Consider the following 15,920-nt stretch of genomic DNA (forward strand, 5'->3'; position numbering starts at 1 on the left):
GAATAGGAACGCGTTAAGCGAGACGAATCGGAAGGTGGTATCCATGGATGAGATGTGTATTAATCGTAGACGACGAGCCCATGATTCGAAAGGGACTTTCTATCATGATCCAGCAATGCGGCGAGCATCCGTATAACATTAAGCTGGCCCAGAATGGCGAGGAGGCCATCCAGCTCATTATGGAGGAGCAGCCGGATTTTCTTTTTACAGATATCCGTATGCCCAAGGTAGACGGACTGGAGCTGTGCCGGCGGCTGTCGGAGATGGAGACGGATATTCAGACTGTTGTCATCTCGGGTTATGGGGATTTTGAATACGCCCGCCAATGCGTGTCCTATGGAGTGAAAGAATATCTCCTGAAACCCGTGAGCAAAGGGAACCTTCAAAATGTGATCGCCAAACTGGAAGCGCATAGAGAGAAGTTAGAGAGTTTTGTCTCTGTCGCTAAGCTCGATGAATGGGTCGTGCGTATGGATGATGCCATCTGGACCTTGGATAAAGAAAGGCTGTACCTTGTACTGAAGGAATGGGAAACTGACTTCCTCCAGCGTAAGATGAGCCGGATTCAGCAAAAAGAGCTTCTGGAAGAGGGCTATGCTTTACTCGTGAAGAAGCTGCTTGTCAATTCAGTTACACCCGGTAAAAGCCTGTTAGACTTGTCCGCAGCAGCTGGACCTGAGCAGTTATTTCACTGCTTCGCAGAAGCGTCAGCAGCTATATTGGAAGAGCTTCGTAGAAAGCGCAAGGGTAAAGCGAAGGATCCGATAGAGGAAGCTAAAGCATTTATTGAAAAGCATCTCGCCCAGGAAGTATCGCTGGAAGAAGTGGCGGAAGTGCTTGGGCTAAATGCCTCTTATTTCAGCCAGATGTTTAAGCACTCAACAGGAGAGACCTTTGTACATTACCGCATAAAACGCAGGATGGAGAAGGCCAAAAGATTACTTGCCGATGCAAGCTATCGGATCACCGATATTTCCTATGAAGTCGGGTATGCAGACCATCCTCATTTTACGAAGACGTTCAAAAAGTTCACCGGGCTGGCTCCTTCTGAGTACCGCAACCAGCTGGGGATCGATTGATGAGAAAGAGTCTGTCGAACAAGCTGTTTGCCTCCTTTCTGACCGTCATTCTTCTATCCTTGTCCATGGTTGGATTTATCTCTTATTTTCAGGCTTCGGCTGAGCTGGATAAGTCTTCTGAGAAGTCCATTGCTCAAGTCATCAGAAGTGCGTCTTATCAAACGGATCTGTATTTGCAAAATTATGAAAAGGCTAGCGATTCCATCCTGTCCTACAATCAAGTCAAGGAGTTCTTGGATATGGACCCGGAGGATAGCTTCTCCTACTATCAATATACGAATGACATTCAGAAGTATTTGTTTCGTTCTTTGTTTATTCTGTATCCCCAGATTAATCTGATGTACGTCATCGGTGAACACGGCAAGGCCATTAGCGATGATAACTCCTATCAGGCACATAGCCTGCAGTTTCATCCTCAGGAACGCTACCGTTTCTTAAGCGAACATACGCCGGAGAGCGGCCGCATCACCATTCTCAACACGAATGTGATGAATGAAGGGGATAAGAACATTATTACGATGGTCCGCCGAATCAGAGGGGTCTCTTCCTATCGTCCCAAAGGTATAGTCGCCATTGAATTCAAGGCTGAGGATCTGGCCCGTATATGGGAACCTCTTGATCTGGGACAGGGCGGGTCCTATTTTATCATGGACGAATTCGGCAAGCTCCTTTACCGGGCGGAAGGGAATAATAACCACCCTGGGTTATCTGCTGAGCACATTCAGAACGTATTTCAACACCCAAATGACTCTGTGGTGGAAAAAGTAGACGGGAAAGAGTATTTGTTCGTGTCGAGAAAATCCGAATATTCCAAATGGCAGCTTGTAGTATCCATACCCGTTGGTGAGCTGCGCAAGCCTATTTCTACCATTCGTACGACCACGCTGGTGGTGGGAGTTCTCACGCTTGTCGGCACACTGCTCCTTGCAGCCTGGTTCGGACGATCCATCACGAAGCCCATCCTGATTCTTAAGGAGGGCATGAGGGAGACGGAAAAAGGCAAGTGGCGCAGGCTTGAGATGAACGGCCGTCAGGATGAACTGGGGGGATTGATGCGCAGCTACAATCTCATGGTGACCCGGCTGTCCGAAATGATTGAGCGGGTATACGAAGCGGAGCTTACCACCCAGAAGGAGGCTCTGGAACGTCATCAAGCTGAATTCCAGGCACTCCAGCTGCAGATTAATCCGCACTATCTATATAACACATTAGAGACTATCAAATGTTATGCGGTCGTTCAGGATTCGGATGAAATCACAGAAATAGTGGAGGCCATGGCATTCATGCTTCGCTACTCCATCCAAACTAATCTGGAGGAAATTACGATTGCCAATGAGCTTAATCATGTACTGAGCTACATGACGATTCTCAAGCACCGGATCGGCAGGGAGTTCGAAATTGACGTAGTGATTCCGCCGACGCTGCTACTGGCTAAGATGGTCAGGCTTACACTTCAGCCCTTGATCGAAAATATTTTTCAGCATGCGTTTCCCGAGGGAATTGAAGACAAGCACTATATTAGAATCGACGCCAGAAAAGAGGGAGATCGTTTTCTAGTTCTTGTAGAGGATAACGGCGCAGGGATGTCCCGCGAACGGCTTGATAAGCTTCGTGAGAAGCTGAATCTGAATCAGCTGGCGGATACGGAAGGAGACTCCCTCTATCATAGAGGTGGAATCGGGCTCATGAACGTGCACCGGAGAATTCAAATGGTGTTCGGTGAACAATACGGATTAAGTGTCGAAAGCGTGGAGAATGAGGGAACCCGGTTGATCTTATCCATGCCTGCGGAGTGAGGAAAAAGATGTTTTCAGAAAAAATTACTATTAGGAGGAAATAGGCAATGAAAATTGATTTGACTGGTAAAATTGCGCTTGTTACAGGGTCCAATGCAGGGATAGGCCGACAAATCTTGGAGACTTTGGCTGCTTCCGGCGCCAAAGTGGCGGTAAACTATTTGTTCGGTTCTGCGGAGGAGACGGTGGAAGCGATCCGTCAGGCCGGAGGAGAAGCTTATGCTTTTCAGGCAGACGCAACAAGTCCTGCCCAATTGGAAAATATGGTAAAGGAAATAGAGGAGCATTTCGGCGGAACCATCGATATTCTCGTCAACAATGCAGGCGGCATGATCAATCGGGTTCCCAATACTGAAATGAACGAAGAGCATTACAACAAGGTGATGGACGTCAATTTTAAATCATGCGTGTTTGCCTGCAAAGCCGTATCCGCAGGGATGATTGCCAAGAAAAGCGGTAAAATCATCAATGTATCTTCCCTTGCGGCCCATGACGGCGGCGGACCGGGGGCTTCCATTTATGCAGCGGGCAAAGCTGCGGTATGGTCTTATACCAAGGGACTTGCCAAGGAGCTGAGTCCTCACGGGATTAATGTAAACGCTATCTCTCCTGGATTTATCGGTCAGACCGCTTTCCATGCTACCTTTACTGCAGATGCGGCAAGACAGGCAACGATTGCGAAGATTCCGCTGGGCCGGGAAGGTGCTCCACAGGATGTGAGCAATGTGGCACTCTTCCTCGCTTCAGAGCTGTCGGATTATCTGACAGGCGAAATTATTGAAATTAACGGAGGCTTGTTCATGCGATGATGAACCTTAAGGAGAAAGCAGATACTTTTTCCTGGGTTGGTCTTGAGGTGGATAAATTGAAAATGGAGCTGGATCCATTCCGGAGAGAAGAGATTCTGCTCCCGACAGAACCTGGTGGCTGGTGGCACCAATATGTATGTCCCCAGCATCATACTGAGCTAATCTTCGATGTTATGGAGCAAGATGCGGTTGTCTTTTCTTGCCCGAAGGGCTGCAAGCTGGAAGGTGAACCCTACCGGGGAGCATGGCTGGTATACCGGCATCAGGCAATGGCGCGATACGCCCTGCAAGCTGCTGTGGTATTCGCCGCAGACGGAGAAGAATTATACAGCAGCTTAGCCCGGAAGATTCTTGTCGGTTATGCGGAGCAGTTTCCTTTGTATCCGGTTCATCCCGATGCTCAACCCTGGATGCTTAGTGGCCGTGCCTTTCATCAGGCGCTGACAGAGGCTATCTGGTCCACTACGCTTATTCGGGCCTATCTGCTGCTTGTGGATCATGGAGTAACGTTCGCTGGGGAGGAAGAGGTAAAGCTGCAAGTGTTCTTCACGATGCTGGAGGAGAGTATGGAGCAATACCGCCACATCCTCATTTACGAGAAGAAGAATGCAGAGAACAATTATACCGCATGGCTGAATGCTAGCCTGGCTTGTGTATATGCCGCCAAGGGTACCAGAGAAAAGCTTGCTTCTTTGCTGGAGGGAGAAGGCGGATTCTATCATCATCTGTCCATTGGCGTGAAGCCAGATGGTTTTGAATTTGAAGGCAGCACGTACTACCATATTTTTGTATTGCGGGCTTATCTCATAGCAGCCGAGATGTACGGGCGCTTCGGGGTTGACCTCTATGCTGCCAAAGGAGAACAGGGACAATCCATCCGTGGCATGTTTCAGTTGCTGGCAGAGCTTAGCGGCGATAACGGGGAGCTTCCAGCCGTGCATGATGGTCCTTATGCGCGCGTTCCTTTCGCCCGAGAAATTGCTGAAGTATTTGAAATAGGTATTGCGGTTTACAAAGACCCGAGTCTCCAGCCAATACTGGCGAATGCTTATAGATATCTATACGGGCAGGAATTAAGGACTGGTCTGGAGGCAGTGCTGTATGGAGCAGGTGAGAGTAAGGAGCTTCAGACCAGTTACAGGGTGAGAGACTCTGTCCTACTGCCGGATTCCGGATTCGCCGTGCTCCGCCACCCGGGCAATCCGCTGTCCGTGCTGGCGGATTTCGGAGAGCATGGCGGATCACATGGACATTTCGACAAGCTTCATATCACGATTATGCACCGATGGGGCGAGGTTGCTCCCGAGCTGGGTATGGTTCCTTATGGATCTGTTTTGCGCAAGGAATGGTATTCCGAAACTGCGAGCCATAACACGGTCACCATCGGAGGTCGTTCCCAAGCTCCACATACCGGAAGCTGCTGTCAATTTCGCCAGGAAGGCAACGCTACGTACTTATGGATTCGTTCAGACAGCGCCTATGAAGGAGCTGTTCTAGAGCGGCATCTTGTATTGGCCGACGGTTGGCTGCTGGATTGGTTTCATGTTGAGCAAGTAACGGAGCGGAGTCAGGAAGTAGACTTATGGTTTCATCCGACGGGACATTTGCTGTTACCGTTCGACCCTCACCGTGTCCAGACGGACTCTCCGACAGTCCTTGGTCTGGAAGCTGGTTATGGCTCAGTAGAAGTACTGTCCGCAATGAAAAATGAGACGGACTGCCCGTTAAATACGGAGTGGAATATCCGTTATGATGGAGTGAGCACCGGCCGGGAGTATGAAGTATCCACGAGTACTCTACTGGCGCCCGGCTCCACTATGTATGAAATCCGCACACCGGGTAATGCCGAAGACCCGAGTAGATTGCTACGAGGTATTATGCTTCAGCACAAAGGCCCGTCGGTTGATTTTATTACGGTTTATCGGGACGGTCACGAACCTGCTGTACTGAAGCTAGTGAGTCAGGTGGGCGAACCGCCCCGAATCCAAATAGCAACAACTGGGCAAGCAGTGGTGTATTGCCTTGACCCTAAAGCGGGACTGATTCAGGAAAAGTCCCGGAATACGGAGGAGTAGAGATGTTAGAACCTTTATTTCAACCTACCAGCGGTGTACTCGATCTGTCGTATGGGCCAGATGAACATATAGATGTTGGAGAGAATCCTCCGCGGTTTACTTGGATGCCTGCTTGTCTGGAAGAGAGCATGTATGAGCTGCAGATCTCCTCAAAAACTGAATTTGAGTCTGAAGATACGTTGACCTACAGTAGAATTCCCTATAATTTGTTTACCCCGGATAAGCCGTTGGCGCCCGGCTCGTATTATTGGCGATACAGTCTTATCGGGGAGAATGATATCCGTTCCGAGTGGAGTAAAGTAAGAGCTTTTGTGGTGGAGGATGAATTGCCGCTAACGCCACTGCCTTCCCGTACAGAACGATATTCAGCTGCATCCGCCAACCATCCGCGGCTTTGGCTTCAAGCGGAACAGCTACCGTCTTACCGGGAAGTTGTCCGCCAAGACCCGATTTCAACTGGCTGGGAAGACTTCCTGAAGCATTCCGTTCTACCCTGGACAAAGCGCGAGCTTATTCCCGAGCCTGCACCGTATCCAGATAATAAGCGTGTCGCCACACTTTGGCGGCAGATGTATATGGACTGCCAGGAAGTCTTCTATGCTATCCGGCATCTTGCTATAGCTGGAGTTGTGTTAGAGGACGAGGCGCTTATCGCCAAAGCTAAAGAGTGGCTGCTTCATGCTGCAAGCTGGAACACAGATGGTACCACCAGCCGGGATTACAATGATGAATGCTCCTTTCGCATAGCCGGAGCGTTGGCATGGGGCTATGATTGGCTTCACGGCTCTCTGACGGAAGAAGAACGCCTTAAGGTAAGGCAGGCGCTACTGCGAAGAACCGGGCAGATCGCATTCCATGTCATCGAACGCTCCCGCATCCATCAAGTTCCTTATGACAGCCATGCGATCCGCTCTTTATCCTCTGTTCTCGTACCCTGTTGTATTTCCATGTTGGGTGAGGAGGAGAAGGCGCAGGAATGGCTTGATTATACGCTGGAGTACTTCTCCGCCATGTATACCCCATGGGGTGGCAAAGACGGCGGGTGGGCCGAAGGTCCGATGTATTGGACCACTCAGATGGCATTCGTTACGGAGGCGCTCAATCTAATTCGCAAATACATGGCAATCAATTTCTATGACCGTCCTTTCTTTCGCAAAACAGGTGACTTTCCGCTCTATTGCTTCAGTCCGGATACCATGAGGGCCAGCTTCGGCGATCAATCATCACTGGGAGATCCGGTCAATCTCAAAACGGGCTTCAATATCCGTCAATTCGCGGGTTTAACCGGGAATGGCCAGTACCAATGGTATTTTGAGCAAACTAAGGAACTGAACCCTGACACCCAGATGATCTTTTATAACTACGGCTGGTGGGATTTCCGGTTCGATGAGATGGTTTATCGCACAGATTATCCGCAGATTTCTTCAGAGCCACCGGTGGCTGCAGAACCTTTGAAGTGGTTTCAGGATGTGGGATGGGTGGCCATGCATCATCGGATGGAGGATCCGCAGGAACATATCATGCTGTTGACCAAGAGCAGCCGTTACGGCTCTGTGAGCCATAGCCATGGGGATCAAAACGCCTTCCTGCTGCATGCCTTCGGCGAGCCCTTGGCTATTGAAAGCGGCTATTACGTTGCATTCAACAGTACGATGCATATGCAGTGGCGCAGGCAGACCCGCTCCAAGAACGCAATTCTTATTGACGGCAAAGGCCAATATGCTGGCACGGACAAGTCGAAGAACATGGCAGCCTACGGCAAGGTATTGAAGGCGTATAGTACGCCTGGAATCAACTACACGCAAATGGATGCCACCGAAGCCTACCGCGAGAATGTACCCTATATCAAGCGGTATGTGCGGGAAATATTTTTCTTTGATAGCGCTTACTTAGTTATCACAGACAGTGTCGAGCTGGAACGTCCGGGAAAATTGGAATGGCTGTTTCATACGCTGTATCCCATGAAGCTGAAGGATCAATCTTTTAAAGTACATGGTAAAAAAGCTCAGTTGGAGGGCAGATTTGTCTATAGTTCCTCGGGAGAAATGACACTCAGTCAAAGCAATCAATTTACAGATGTAGATCCGAAAGAATGGGAAGGGCTGCCCGAGCATTGGCATTTGACTGCCTCTACTCAAGAGGCCGTAAGCCATCGGATCGTTACTCTTCTGATTCCCCAAAAAGCAGGAAGCCGGGATTACGTATCGTACTTTATGGACGATCAGGACCATGGGGTTCATGTCTACTTTACGAATCAGGGGATTACCCACCGGGTTGAGATCCCAAAAGCTTATTAGTCTTAAGATATCTTCATTTTACGTATACACCCCATTGTACAAGGAGAGGGTTATATTATGAAAAAATGGATTGGCATCTGTCTGGCTATCGTAATGGGTGCTACCGTTATTGCAGGTTGCTCGAACAAGGACAAAGAAGAGACTGCCGGAGGCGCATCAAATACGCCGCAGAAAACTGAATTCTCGATCTCGATGCGGACGCTGGCTTTTAACTATGTTGAGAAATCACCCGACTTGAATAAGGACAAATGGGTGAAAAAGCTGGAGGAGATGACAAACACAGACTTGGATATTGTGTTGGTTCCTCATAAAGAGTTCGAGCAGAAAATGGTGCAGATGTTCGCTACTAATGATATACCGGATGTCGTTCAAGGTTCGGGCGGCGTAAATGGCAAGGAGATGGCTGGTTCTGTTGAAGCTGGTGTGTTCATGCCCTTGGATGATCTGCTGCAGCAAAACGGCCAGAACCTTTTGAAAGTAATCCCGAAGGAAGCTTGGGAGAACGTCACCTATCAAGGAAAAATTTATGCAATACCGGAGTTTCTGTCCAATCCCTCCCGCCGGGCGACTTGGATTCGCAAGGACCTGCTGGAACAAACCGGCTTGCAGGTTCCAAAAACGGTCGATGAGTACTTGACTGTGTTGCGTGCCTTCAAAAAGCTGGGGATAGAGAACCCGTACATGGGCCGCCAAGACTTCAAATATGCGGATGCTTTCTTTGGCGCTTATGATGTTTTTCCGTATCTGACTATGTTCGAGGAAGTAAACGGCCAGGTTCAGCCGAAGTTTATGGATAGCGAAAATATGATGAAGGCGTTGCAAACCTACAACACCATGTATACAGAGGGTTTGATCAACAAGGAATTTGCCACCATTAACCCGACCAACTACAAAAATGCGATTCTCTCAGGCAAAGCGGGCATGTGGACGATGAATGCCAACGAGCTTCTGCAGTGGGAGCAGCAACTGAAGGCTACGACGCCATCCGCCAAGCTGGAGATTATTCCTTCGCCAGTGGGACCTGATGGAAAAGGAGGCTCCTACTTGTACGGCTCCGCCACGCGCACCTTTTTTATTAAGGAAGGTACGAAGAATGCTGCGGATATCGTGAAATTTTTTGACTGGATGCTGAGCGAAGAGGCAGAAACCTTCTTTACCTTTGGGATTAAGGACGAAACCTATAAGGAAGAGAACGGCAAAATCGTATACACTTCTCCTGCGGATTCCGCCGCTATAGATGAGGAGCGCTACCGCCAGTCATTCCTCTGGATGGTGCAGGATACTACTTATAATAAGGGTGTCCTTAACATGACAGAAGAAGGCAGAAGCTTGATCAATGTATACGATACTATTCTGGCTAACGAAGGCCGTGACGGAATTCAGTTCGACCCGCGGCTAGATGCCTTGGTGAAGAATCCAGACATTGCACCTAACTCGGACACGGCTCCTCCGGTACTGCTGACGCACATGGTAAAGATGGTATATGGCAAGGAACCTATCAGCGACTGGCCGAAGGTTGTGGAAGAGTGGCTTTCTAAGGGCGGCAACGACGTCATTAAGGAAGCTACGGAAAAATATAATAACAAAGCTGGCGTCACCATGCCTCGCAGATAAACTTATCCTTCAGGGGAGTTGGAATTCAATTAAGGGCTGCCGAGAGGTAGCCTTTTTAGTTAGGGCCAGTTTACTTTAATGTAATATCCAAAGTATGGATTATATGGTAAGTTAAATGGAGACATTCTAATTCTAATGAACTATATAAAAAGAAATGGAGTGATTTCATGAAGATGCGGAATTCAAAACTTTTATATTATCTTGTCTGGATCATAGTGGGGGCGCTCTTATTACATTATGGAAACTCGCTAATTAGTCATTACACTGAAGAGGCACAAAAGAACTATCAATTAGAAAATACTGTATGGATCACGGCTATTGTCCCGTTTGTCTATGGAATCTATCTGGCATTATTAGAAGGATTACCTAAAGCTTTTGTTGTTAATTGGCTTCTGTTGTTTATTGTGTTTCTTCCAAGTTTTCTTCTGCTTATGTATCCAACTTTAGTAATGTATTTTAACATTTCGAATATGGAGATCTACAAATTCGCAACCATACATGATGGAATAGTATTTGGTCTGGTTAGTGGAATGGCACTAGTTAAATCTCTAACGACAAACCGTTAACGAGATTACAGCATTGCTGTTACAGAATTATTGGAGCAGTATAAAATAGTTATATGTAAAATCACCCTTTCAATTATTTGGGTTTTATTGCAAGATATTTATGCATCATGTATTTTATTGAATAATAAGGGGGAGTGCGAATAATGTTATCATCCACAGAGCTTAGCAAGCTGAACGAAGTGAATTACAGGGAGGACCGTTTAGAGGTAGTTAATCATTTTTATGAGGATCTCTGTGATAAAAAAGTAGTCGATGGTTATATTTATTCTCTTAGTCGTTACGGGAAAATCTTTGCTAGTGCTGCCGGAGGTCGTTTCAGTTACGAAGAAGAAAGCACCCAGGAAATGAAAACGGATACAATTTTTCGTGTTGCTTCAATTACGAAGCTGTTTACGGCGACAGCGATTTGGCAGCTTGCGGATGATGGTAAGATTTTTATGGGGCAGCCTGTGAGTTCTATTCTTCCAGAGTTTGATGCCGACCCTTTTAAGCCGATTACCATTGCACATTTACTGACTCATACCTCTGGCATCGCTCCCGATCCTGGCACTATAAGTGATACTTACTATAAAAGTGCATGGTGGTATATTTTTGAATCAGAGCTTGGAAAAGAAAACTGGATTAAAGCCGGTCTATCTAAAGGGATTCATTTTCCGGTAGGGACTCAATGGATGTATTCATCGTTTGGATACGCGATCTTGGGTGCAATTATCGAGAAAATAACGGGTGTTTTTGCAGAAAAATACATAATGGACCACATTGTAAAACCGTTAGGCATGAAAGATACCTTCTTTGATATACCAGCAGAAAAAGCTGGTAGGATCGCCATTCGTTCGGAAAGGGCTAAGGAATATCTTCAGAAGCTGCAAAACGGGGAAATTACGGACGCGGGACATAGGTCTGAGGAAGAAATCAACGTTCCCGAAACTGGTGGTGGGTTATATTCCACAGTTGCTGATCTGCAAAAGTTCGGAATTATGCTGCTTAATCAAGGGGAATACGAAGGGGGTCATATCTTAAGCCGTATGGCGGTACAAAGAATGACCAAGCGGTTTAATTCTGAGAAAATTCCAAACTACGCATGGGGAGATGCAGGAGCGGATCGACCATACGGACTGGGACCAGACCTTCGCTATAATGTGAGTACTTCTTACTCTGAAGGCACTTTTTTTCACGAAGGGGCTGGGGCCTGTGCCTTATTCGTTGACCCGGTTGAAAAGCTGATTGCCGTTTGGTATCTTCCTTTTCACAAAGGGGTATGGGACGGTAGAGCGGTATTTGGCACCCACAATGTGATCTGGTCCGGACTCGAATAAGAAAAAGACTTTTTTTATGTGATATCTATAGATAGGCAGGATGTGACTTATGTTTGAGATGATAAAGCACCGCTTTCGCATTATGAGGGCGGTTGCTTTTGTTACTTATAAGGAATGGAGTGCGTACAGGACGCATTCGATGGTTTCTATTTTTGTAGGCCCAGTGTACTTTTTAGTGCAGTATTATATATGGAGCGCTGTTTATAGCGGGGAATCTTATATCAACGGGATGTCACTCTCCCAAATGCTTTCCTATTTTTGTGCTACGATGTTGATCAACTATTTGACGATGGATTTTGCCGATTGGAATTTACAAATGCTTATTCGCACCGGGAAATTCATTACGTTTTCGTTAAGACCGCTAAATCATATGTTCTTTGCTTTGTCTCAGAAGGCAGGGCATAGGGTACTTGGGCTTTTATTTGAATTTTTACCCTGCTTTATGATCTTTTTCTTTATTTTTCATATTGATGTCTTACCTGCAAATTTACTATACGCGATTCTTTCGATAGCTATGGCGTTTATGATGAATTTTTTCATTCATTATAGTATTGGAATGGTCGCTTTTTGGATGGTGCAATCCTCTAGTATTCGTAATTTTTTTAATCTTTGCGAAGGGATATTTTCAGGATCGCTGATTCCATTAGTATTTTTCCCAAAATCCTTACAAATGGCGTCCTTTTTCTTACCCTTTCAATACACGGCCTTTCTTCCCGCAATGGTCTATACAGGTAGCTATACTTTAGCGGATATAACCTTACCTATTCCTCAAGTGTTATTGCTGCAGCTCATAGCGGTAATTATTGCCGGAGTTATCTGCCGGGTGCTGTATGCGGTGTCGCTTAAGCATTTTACGGGGGTGGGCGCATGAAACGTATGTATCAAATATATAAAACCTGCATGAAGGCGAATATTGCTTCTGCTATCACTTATCGTGTTAATTTTATTCTTAATAGTCTTATCATGCTCATAGGGAATGTGCTGTTTCCTCTAGTAACGGTATTCATTTATAATTCGAATGCTTCATTTGCAGGTTGGACCTTTAAAGAGGCGCTGTTGATTCAATCCGTTTTTATTCTGTCTACGGCTTGTGCCGGGATTTTTTTTAACGGAATTATGTGGAATACGATGTCTCATGTTGTAGAAGGGACTTTGGAAGTGGTATTAATTAAACCGACCTCGAGCCTTTTTCTGCTGTTGGCCAGATCTTTTGAGTTCGAAAGTATCGGGCTTTTAGGCGGAGGAGTAATCATGTTCGTATACGCACTTAGCGGAATCGATGGGATGACCATCGGCTCTTGGTTATTGTTCCTGTTGTTGTTTGGCGCAGGGCTGCTTGTTATGTTCGGCGTGGCGCTTATTGTGGCAGCGATTTCCTTCAAATGGGTAGCGAATTCCCGCTTGCCGGAGATGTTTGAGAGCATTAAGTCTTTTGGACGTTATCCAGGGACGATTTTTCCTAAAGCAGTCGTAGCCGTGAGTTCTTTTCTGTTTCCGGTTTCCATGATTGCTTACTTTCCAGCATCTACACTGATTGGCCGATGGGAACCCTATTTTTTTATAGCGATTATCCCTTGTGTGTTATTTGCTGCCTTCGGAATTTGGCTCTATACATACATGCTTCGCAGTTACAAAAGCGCCGGAGGATAAAAGATTAGTTTAGCTCTAAGAAGGAGAATTTCACTTGGACATTATTACCGTCAAGAACTTAACCAAGCAATATGAAACCTATCACCGTGGACAAGATGCAAAAAGCGTATTTAAAAGTCTGTTTCACCGTGAAAAATCGATTATTACCTCTGTAGAAGATCTTTCGTTCAGTGTTGGAAAAGGAGAAATCATTGGCATTCTGGGTCCAAACGGTGCGGGGAAATCTACGACTATTAAAATGCTGACAGGCGTTCTCTATCCTACCTCGGGCGAAATAAATGTTCTAGGGTACAACCCTCATAAGCAGAAAAATCAATATGTAAAACAAATCGGGGTATTGTTCGGACAGAAATCGCAGTTAATATGGGACATACCCCCTTTGGATAGCTTTTATATGAACAAGGAAATCTATGATATTCCTACGAACGACTTTCGTACAAGACTAGACCGATTTGTAAACATGTTTGAGATTGGCGATATTATCACTAAACCCACACGAACCCTTTCCCTGGGAGAACGAATGAAATGCGAGTTTATTATGGCGATGCTTCATTCACCACCTGTGGTTTTTTTGGATGAGCCGACGATCGGGCTGGATGTGATAGCTAAACAAAGAATCAGAGAATTCATTAAGCAAATGAATCAGGAAGGCACCACATTTATTCTGACAACACATGACTTGGAAGATGTAGAGCGTTTGGTTCAAAGAGTACTTATAATTCATCAAGGGAAAAAAGTATATGACGACAAGTTTTCTGAACTTCGACTGCATCTGGGCGCCAAAAAAGTAGTTAGGCTTTCAGCCGCCACAACTATTGGAGATATTGATCTGCCTGGGACTCTGATATCGGAAAGAATATCGGATTACGAAGTGGAGCTGCTGATCGATACCGAGCAATGTAAAATGGGCGAGTTTCTGCATATTCTTAGCGAAAAGGTAGAGATCCTTGATATATCTATTAAGGAGATTCCCATTGAAAAAATCATCAGCTCCATTTATGAGATGGATACGGGAGAGCATATTCAAGCTTGAGAACGGATCATCTGCAGATTTAGATCGACCATGGACCATAACTTTTCAGTGATCTCTTTTGCAGAGCAAGGATTACTATGAGTAAACCACCATTCAATCACTCCGACAGTCGCCGAACTCAAAAATTGCACAGATATATCTTTACTCAGCTCATCCAGGTTAAAATTGTTTTCTAAAAATTGTACCTTAATCTGCTCATTTATCATTTCTTGTAATTGGTTTCTAAAGGAGAGTAAAGCTTTGTTTCTTAATAAAGTCTTATAAAAGAGAGCATTCTCCTCCAATTGTTCCAGCGTGCGGAGCAATGACGCCTTCGAGGGATTAGGTTCGGTTTCATTCTCCACTGCGGAGCAGCTTTCGATTAGTTGCCGGAGCTGAGCCTCCAGACATTTATCCATCAGATCGTATTTATCCGCATAATGGGAATAAATCGTTCCGCGGTTTACATCAGCGCGCTCTGCGATTTCGTTGATCGTTATTTTTTCAAAATCTTTTTCAGCCATCAGTTGAATTAATGCATTCATGATGGCTGTTTGGTTTTTTTTAATTCTTCTGTCCATGGTAAGACTCCCTTTTTATTAAACAATGTATTGTATTCTGTTGAAAAATCAACAAACCCGATCAAACTAACGATTGAACCCTACCGGAGATGTGATAATCTAATTTTATCGAACAGTTGATCAAAATTCAACAAATGTCTAAAAAGGGATAGAGGAGTTAAATATGAGAGTTTTAGTTTTTGGAGCGGGAGTATTAGGCAGCTATCTTGCACATGTTCTAGTGCGTGGGGGAAATGATGTCACCATGCTTGCCAGAGGAAAGCGAGCAGAGCAATTGACGAAAGACGGACTTGTGCTTCGCCATTATTTTCAAATTAAAAACACTGTGGATACAGTAAAGGTCATCTCTACGCTTCGATCCGATGATCTCTATGATCTTATTTTTGTTGTTATGAAATATAATGATTTTCCATCTGTGCTACCTATTCTAGCTGAGAATCAGAGTCAGAATATAATTCTTGTGGGGAACAATGGCGATGCTCCTGGCATGCAAAAGGATCTACAGGAAATGAGCAATGTGAGGAAAAATATACTCTTCGGATTTCAGCTTAGTGCAGGAATTCGGGAAACGAGCGGTCGCGTTATCAAAATACACGCAGGAGGGCAAATGGTACTTGGCAGTTTAGACGGTGAGATTCCAATAAAGCCTGTACTGGATGATGCGTTTAAAAATGTTAAGTATAAGCTAACTTATCATGAGGATATGGATGCTTGGCTCAAAAGTCATATCGTGCCTATAGTGGCTTTGAACTCCCTTAGTTATCTGCATGACGGGGATTTGAAAAAGGTATCCAAAGATAAGAAGCTATTAAAACAAGCCATTTCAGTAATGGACGAGGGGTTTCAAATCATGGAGCAATTAGGTTATACTGTCACTCCAGCAGGGCAAGTTAACTTTGTTCGGAAGCACAAGCAGGCTGTATATTATGGTCTGACAATAATTCATAAATTACCGTTTATGAAATTAGTGGACGGTTCTTTCAGCGAAATAGCAGCTTTGTTTGATTCATTTGATATTTTGAAGCAACAAGCAAACATCGCAACGCCTAATTGGGATCAACTTAAAAAACAAGCGTTTTCGAAGTTTAATGCAAATGTATAACAATCTTGTTCAGGAGGTATACA

13 protein-coding genes are annotated in these 15,920 nt (G+C 45.5%); 12 read left to right on the forward strand and 1 reads right to left on the reverse strand.

From position 1 onward, the window contains the following. Positions 1–47: 47 nt before the first annotated feature. The 11 genes from NST25_RS10620 to NST25_RS10670 all read left to right on the forward strand — a co-directional run bounded on the left by NST25_RS10620 (position 48) and on the right by NST25_RS10670 (position 14,235). Complete coding sequence (locus NST25_RS10620; protein ID WP_076130132.1) at positions 48–1,079, forward strand: response regulator; 1,032 nt, start codon at positions 48–50, stop codon at positions 1,077–1,079. Next, on the forward strand, positions 1,079–2,875 hold the full coding sequence (locus NST25_RS10625; RefSeq protein ID WP_076130133.1) for a sensor histidine kinase: 1,797 nt from the start codon (positions 1,079–1,081) through the stop codon (positions 2,873–2,875). Before NST25_RS10620 ends, NST25_RS10625 begins: the two co-directional genes overlap by 1 nt. A 47-nt stretch (positions 2,876–2,922) precedes the next feature. Then, entirely contained in the window at positions 2,923–3,684 is a 762-nt protein-coding gene (locus NST25_RS10630) for a glucose 1-dehydrogenase (protein WP_076186672.1), read from the forward strand. Then, a complete protein-coding gene (locus NST25_RS10635; RefSeq protein WP_076305897.1) occupies positions 3,681–5,759 on the forward strand; it encodes a heparinase II/III family protein in 2,079 nt (692 codons plus the stop codon). The genes NST25_RS10630 and NST25_RS10635 overlap by 4 nt, the downstream gene beginning before the upstream one ends. A 2-nt stretch (positions 5,760–5,761) precedes the next feature. Then, a complete protein-coding gene (locus tag NST25_RS10640) occupies positions 5,762–8,056 on the forward strand; it encodes a DUF4962 domain-containing protein (protein ID WP_340393954.1) in 2,295 nt (764 codons plus the stop codon). Between the two features lie 57 nt (positions 8,057–8,113). Next, on the forward strand, positions 8,114–9,670 hold the full coding sequence (locus NST25_RS10645; protein WP_340393955.1) for an extracellular solute-binding protein: 1,557 nt from the start codon (positions 8,114–8,116) through the stop codon (positions 9,668–9,670). Positions 9,671–9,837: 167 nt separating this feature from the next. Then, positions 9,838–10,236 carry a hypothetical protein gene (locus NST25_RS10650; RefSeq protein WP_339173019.1) on the forward strand — a complete coding sequence of 133 codons (399 nt, stop codon included), beginning with the start codon at positions 9,838–9,840 and terminating at the stop codon, positions 10,234–10,236. A 143-nt stretch (positions 10,237–10,379) separates the two neighbouring features. Beyond that, the gene (locus tag NST25_RS10655; RefSeq protein WP_076280250.1) at positions 10,380–11,552 is read left to right on the forward strand and encodes a serine hydrolase domain-containing protein; all 1,173 of its coding nucleotides are present in this window, start codon (positions 10,380–10,382) and stop codon (positions 11,550–11,552) included. A 49-nt stretch (positions 11,553–11,601) separates the two neighbouring features. Continuing rightward, a complete protein-coding gene (locus NST25_RS10660; RefSeq protein ID WP_076186659.1) occupies positions 11,602–12,423 on the forward strand; it encodes an ABC-2 family transporter protein in 822 nt (273 codons plus the stop codon). Next, positions 12,420–13,202 carry an ABC-2 family transporter protein gene (locus tag NST25_RS10665; RefSeq protein WP_036689373.1) on the forward strand — a complete coding sequence of 261 codons (783 nt, stop codon included), beginning with the start codon at positions 12,420–12,422 and terminating at the stop codon, positions 13,200–13,202. Before NST25_RS10660 ends, NST25_RS10665 begins: the two co-directional genes overlap by 4 nt. Before the next feature lie 34 nt (positions 13,203–13,236). Next, positions 13,237–14,235, forward strand: a complete 999-nt coding sequence (locus NST25_RS10670; RefSeq protein WP_248549246.1) for an ATP-binding cassette domain-containing protein — start codon at positions 13,237–13,239, stop codon at positions 14,233–14,235. On the opposite strand, the gene NST25_RS10675 is transcribed toward NST25_RS10670, so the two are convergent. Beyond that, on the reverse strand, positions 14,226–14,795 hold the full coding sequence (locus NST25_RS10675) for a TetR/AcrR family transcriptional regulator (RefSeq protein ID WP_076309093.1): 570 nt from the start codon (positions 14,793–14,795) through the stop codon (positions 14,226–14,228). The two genes, NST25_RS10670 and NST25_RS10675, sit on opposite strands and share 10 nt — an antisense overlap. A 163-nt stretch (positions 14,796–14,958) precedes the next feature. Between NST25_RS10675 and NST25_RS10680 the strand changes: the two genes are divergently transcribed. Next, positions 14,959–15,897, forward strand: coding sequence for a 2-dehydropantoate 2-reductase N-terminal domain-containing protein (locus tag NST25_RS10680; RefSeq protein WP_076130143.1), 939 nt, complete (start codon positions 14,959–14,961; stop codon positions 15,895–15,897). Positions 15,898–15,920 lie beyond the last annotated feature (23 nt).

The organism is Paenibacillus sp. FSL E2-0190 (assembly GCF_037992965.1).
GTDB classification, from domain to species: Bacteria; Bacillota; Bacilli; order Paenibacillales; family Paenibacillaceae; genus Paenibacillus_AQ; species Paenibacillus_AQ odorifer.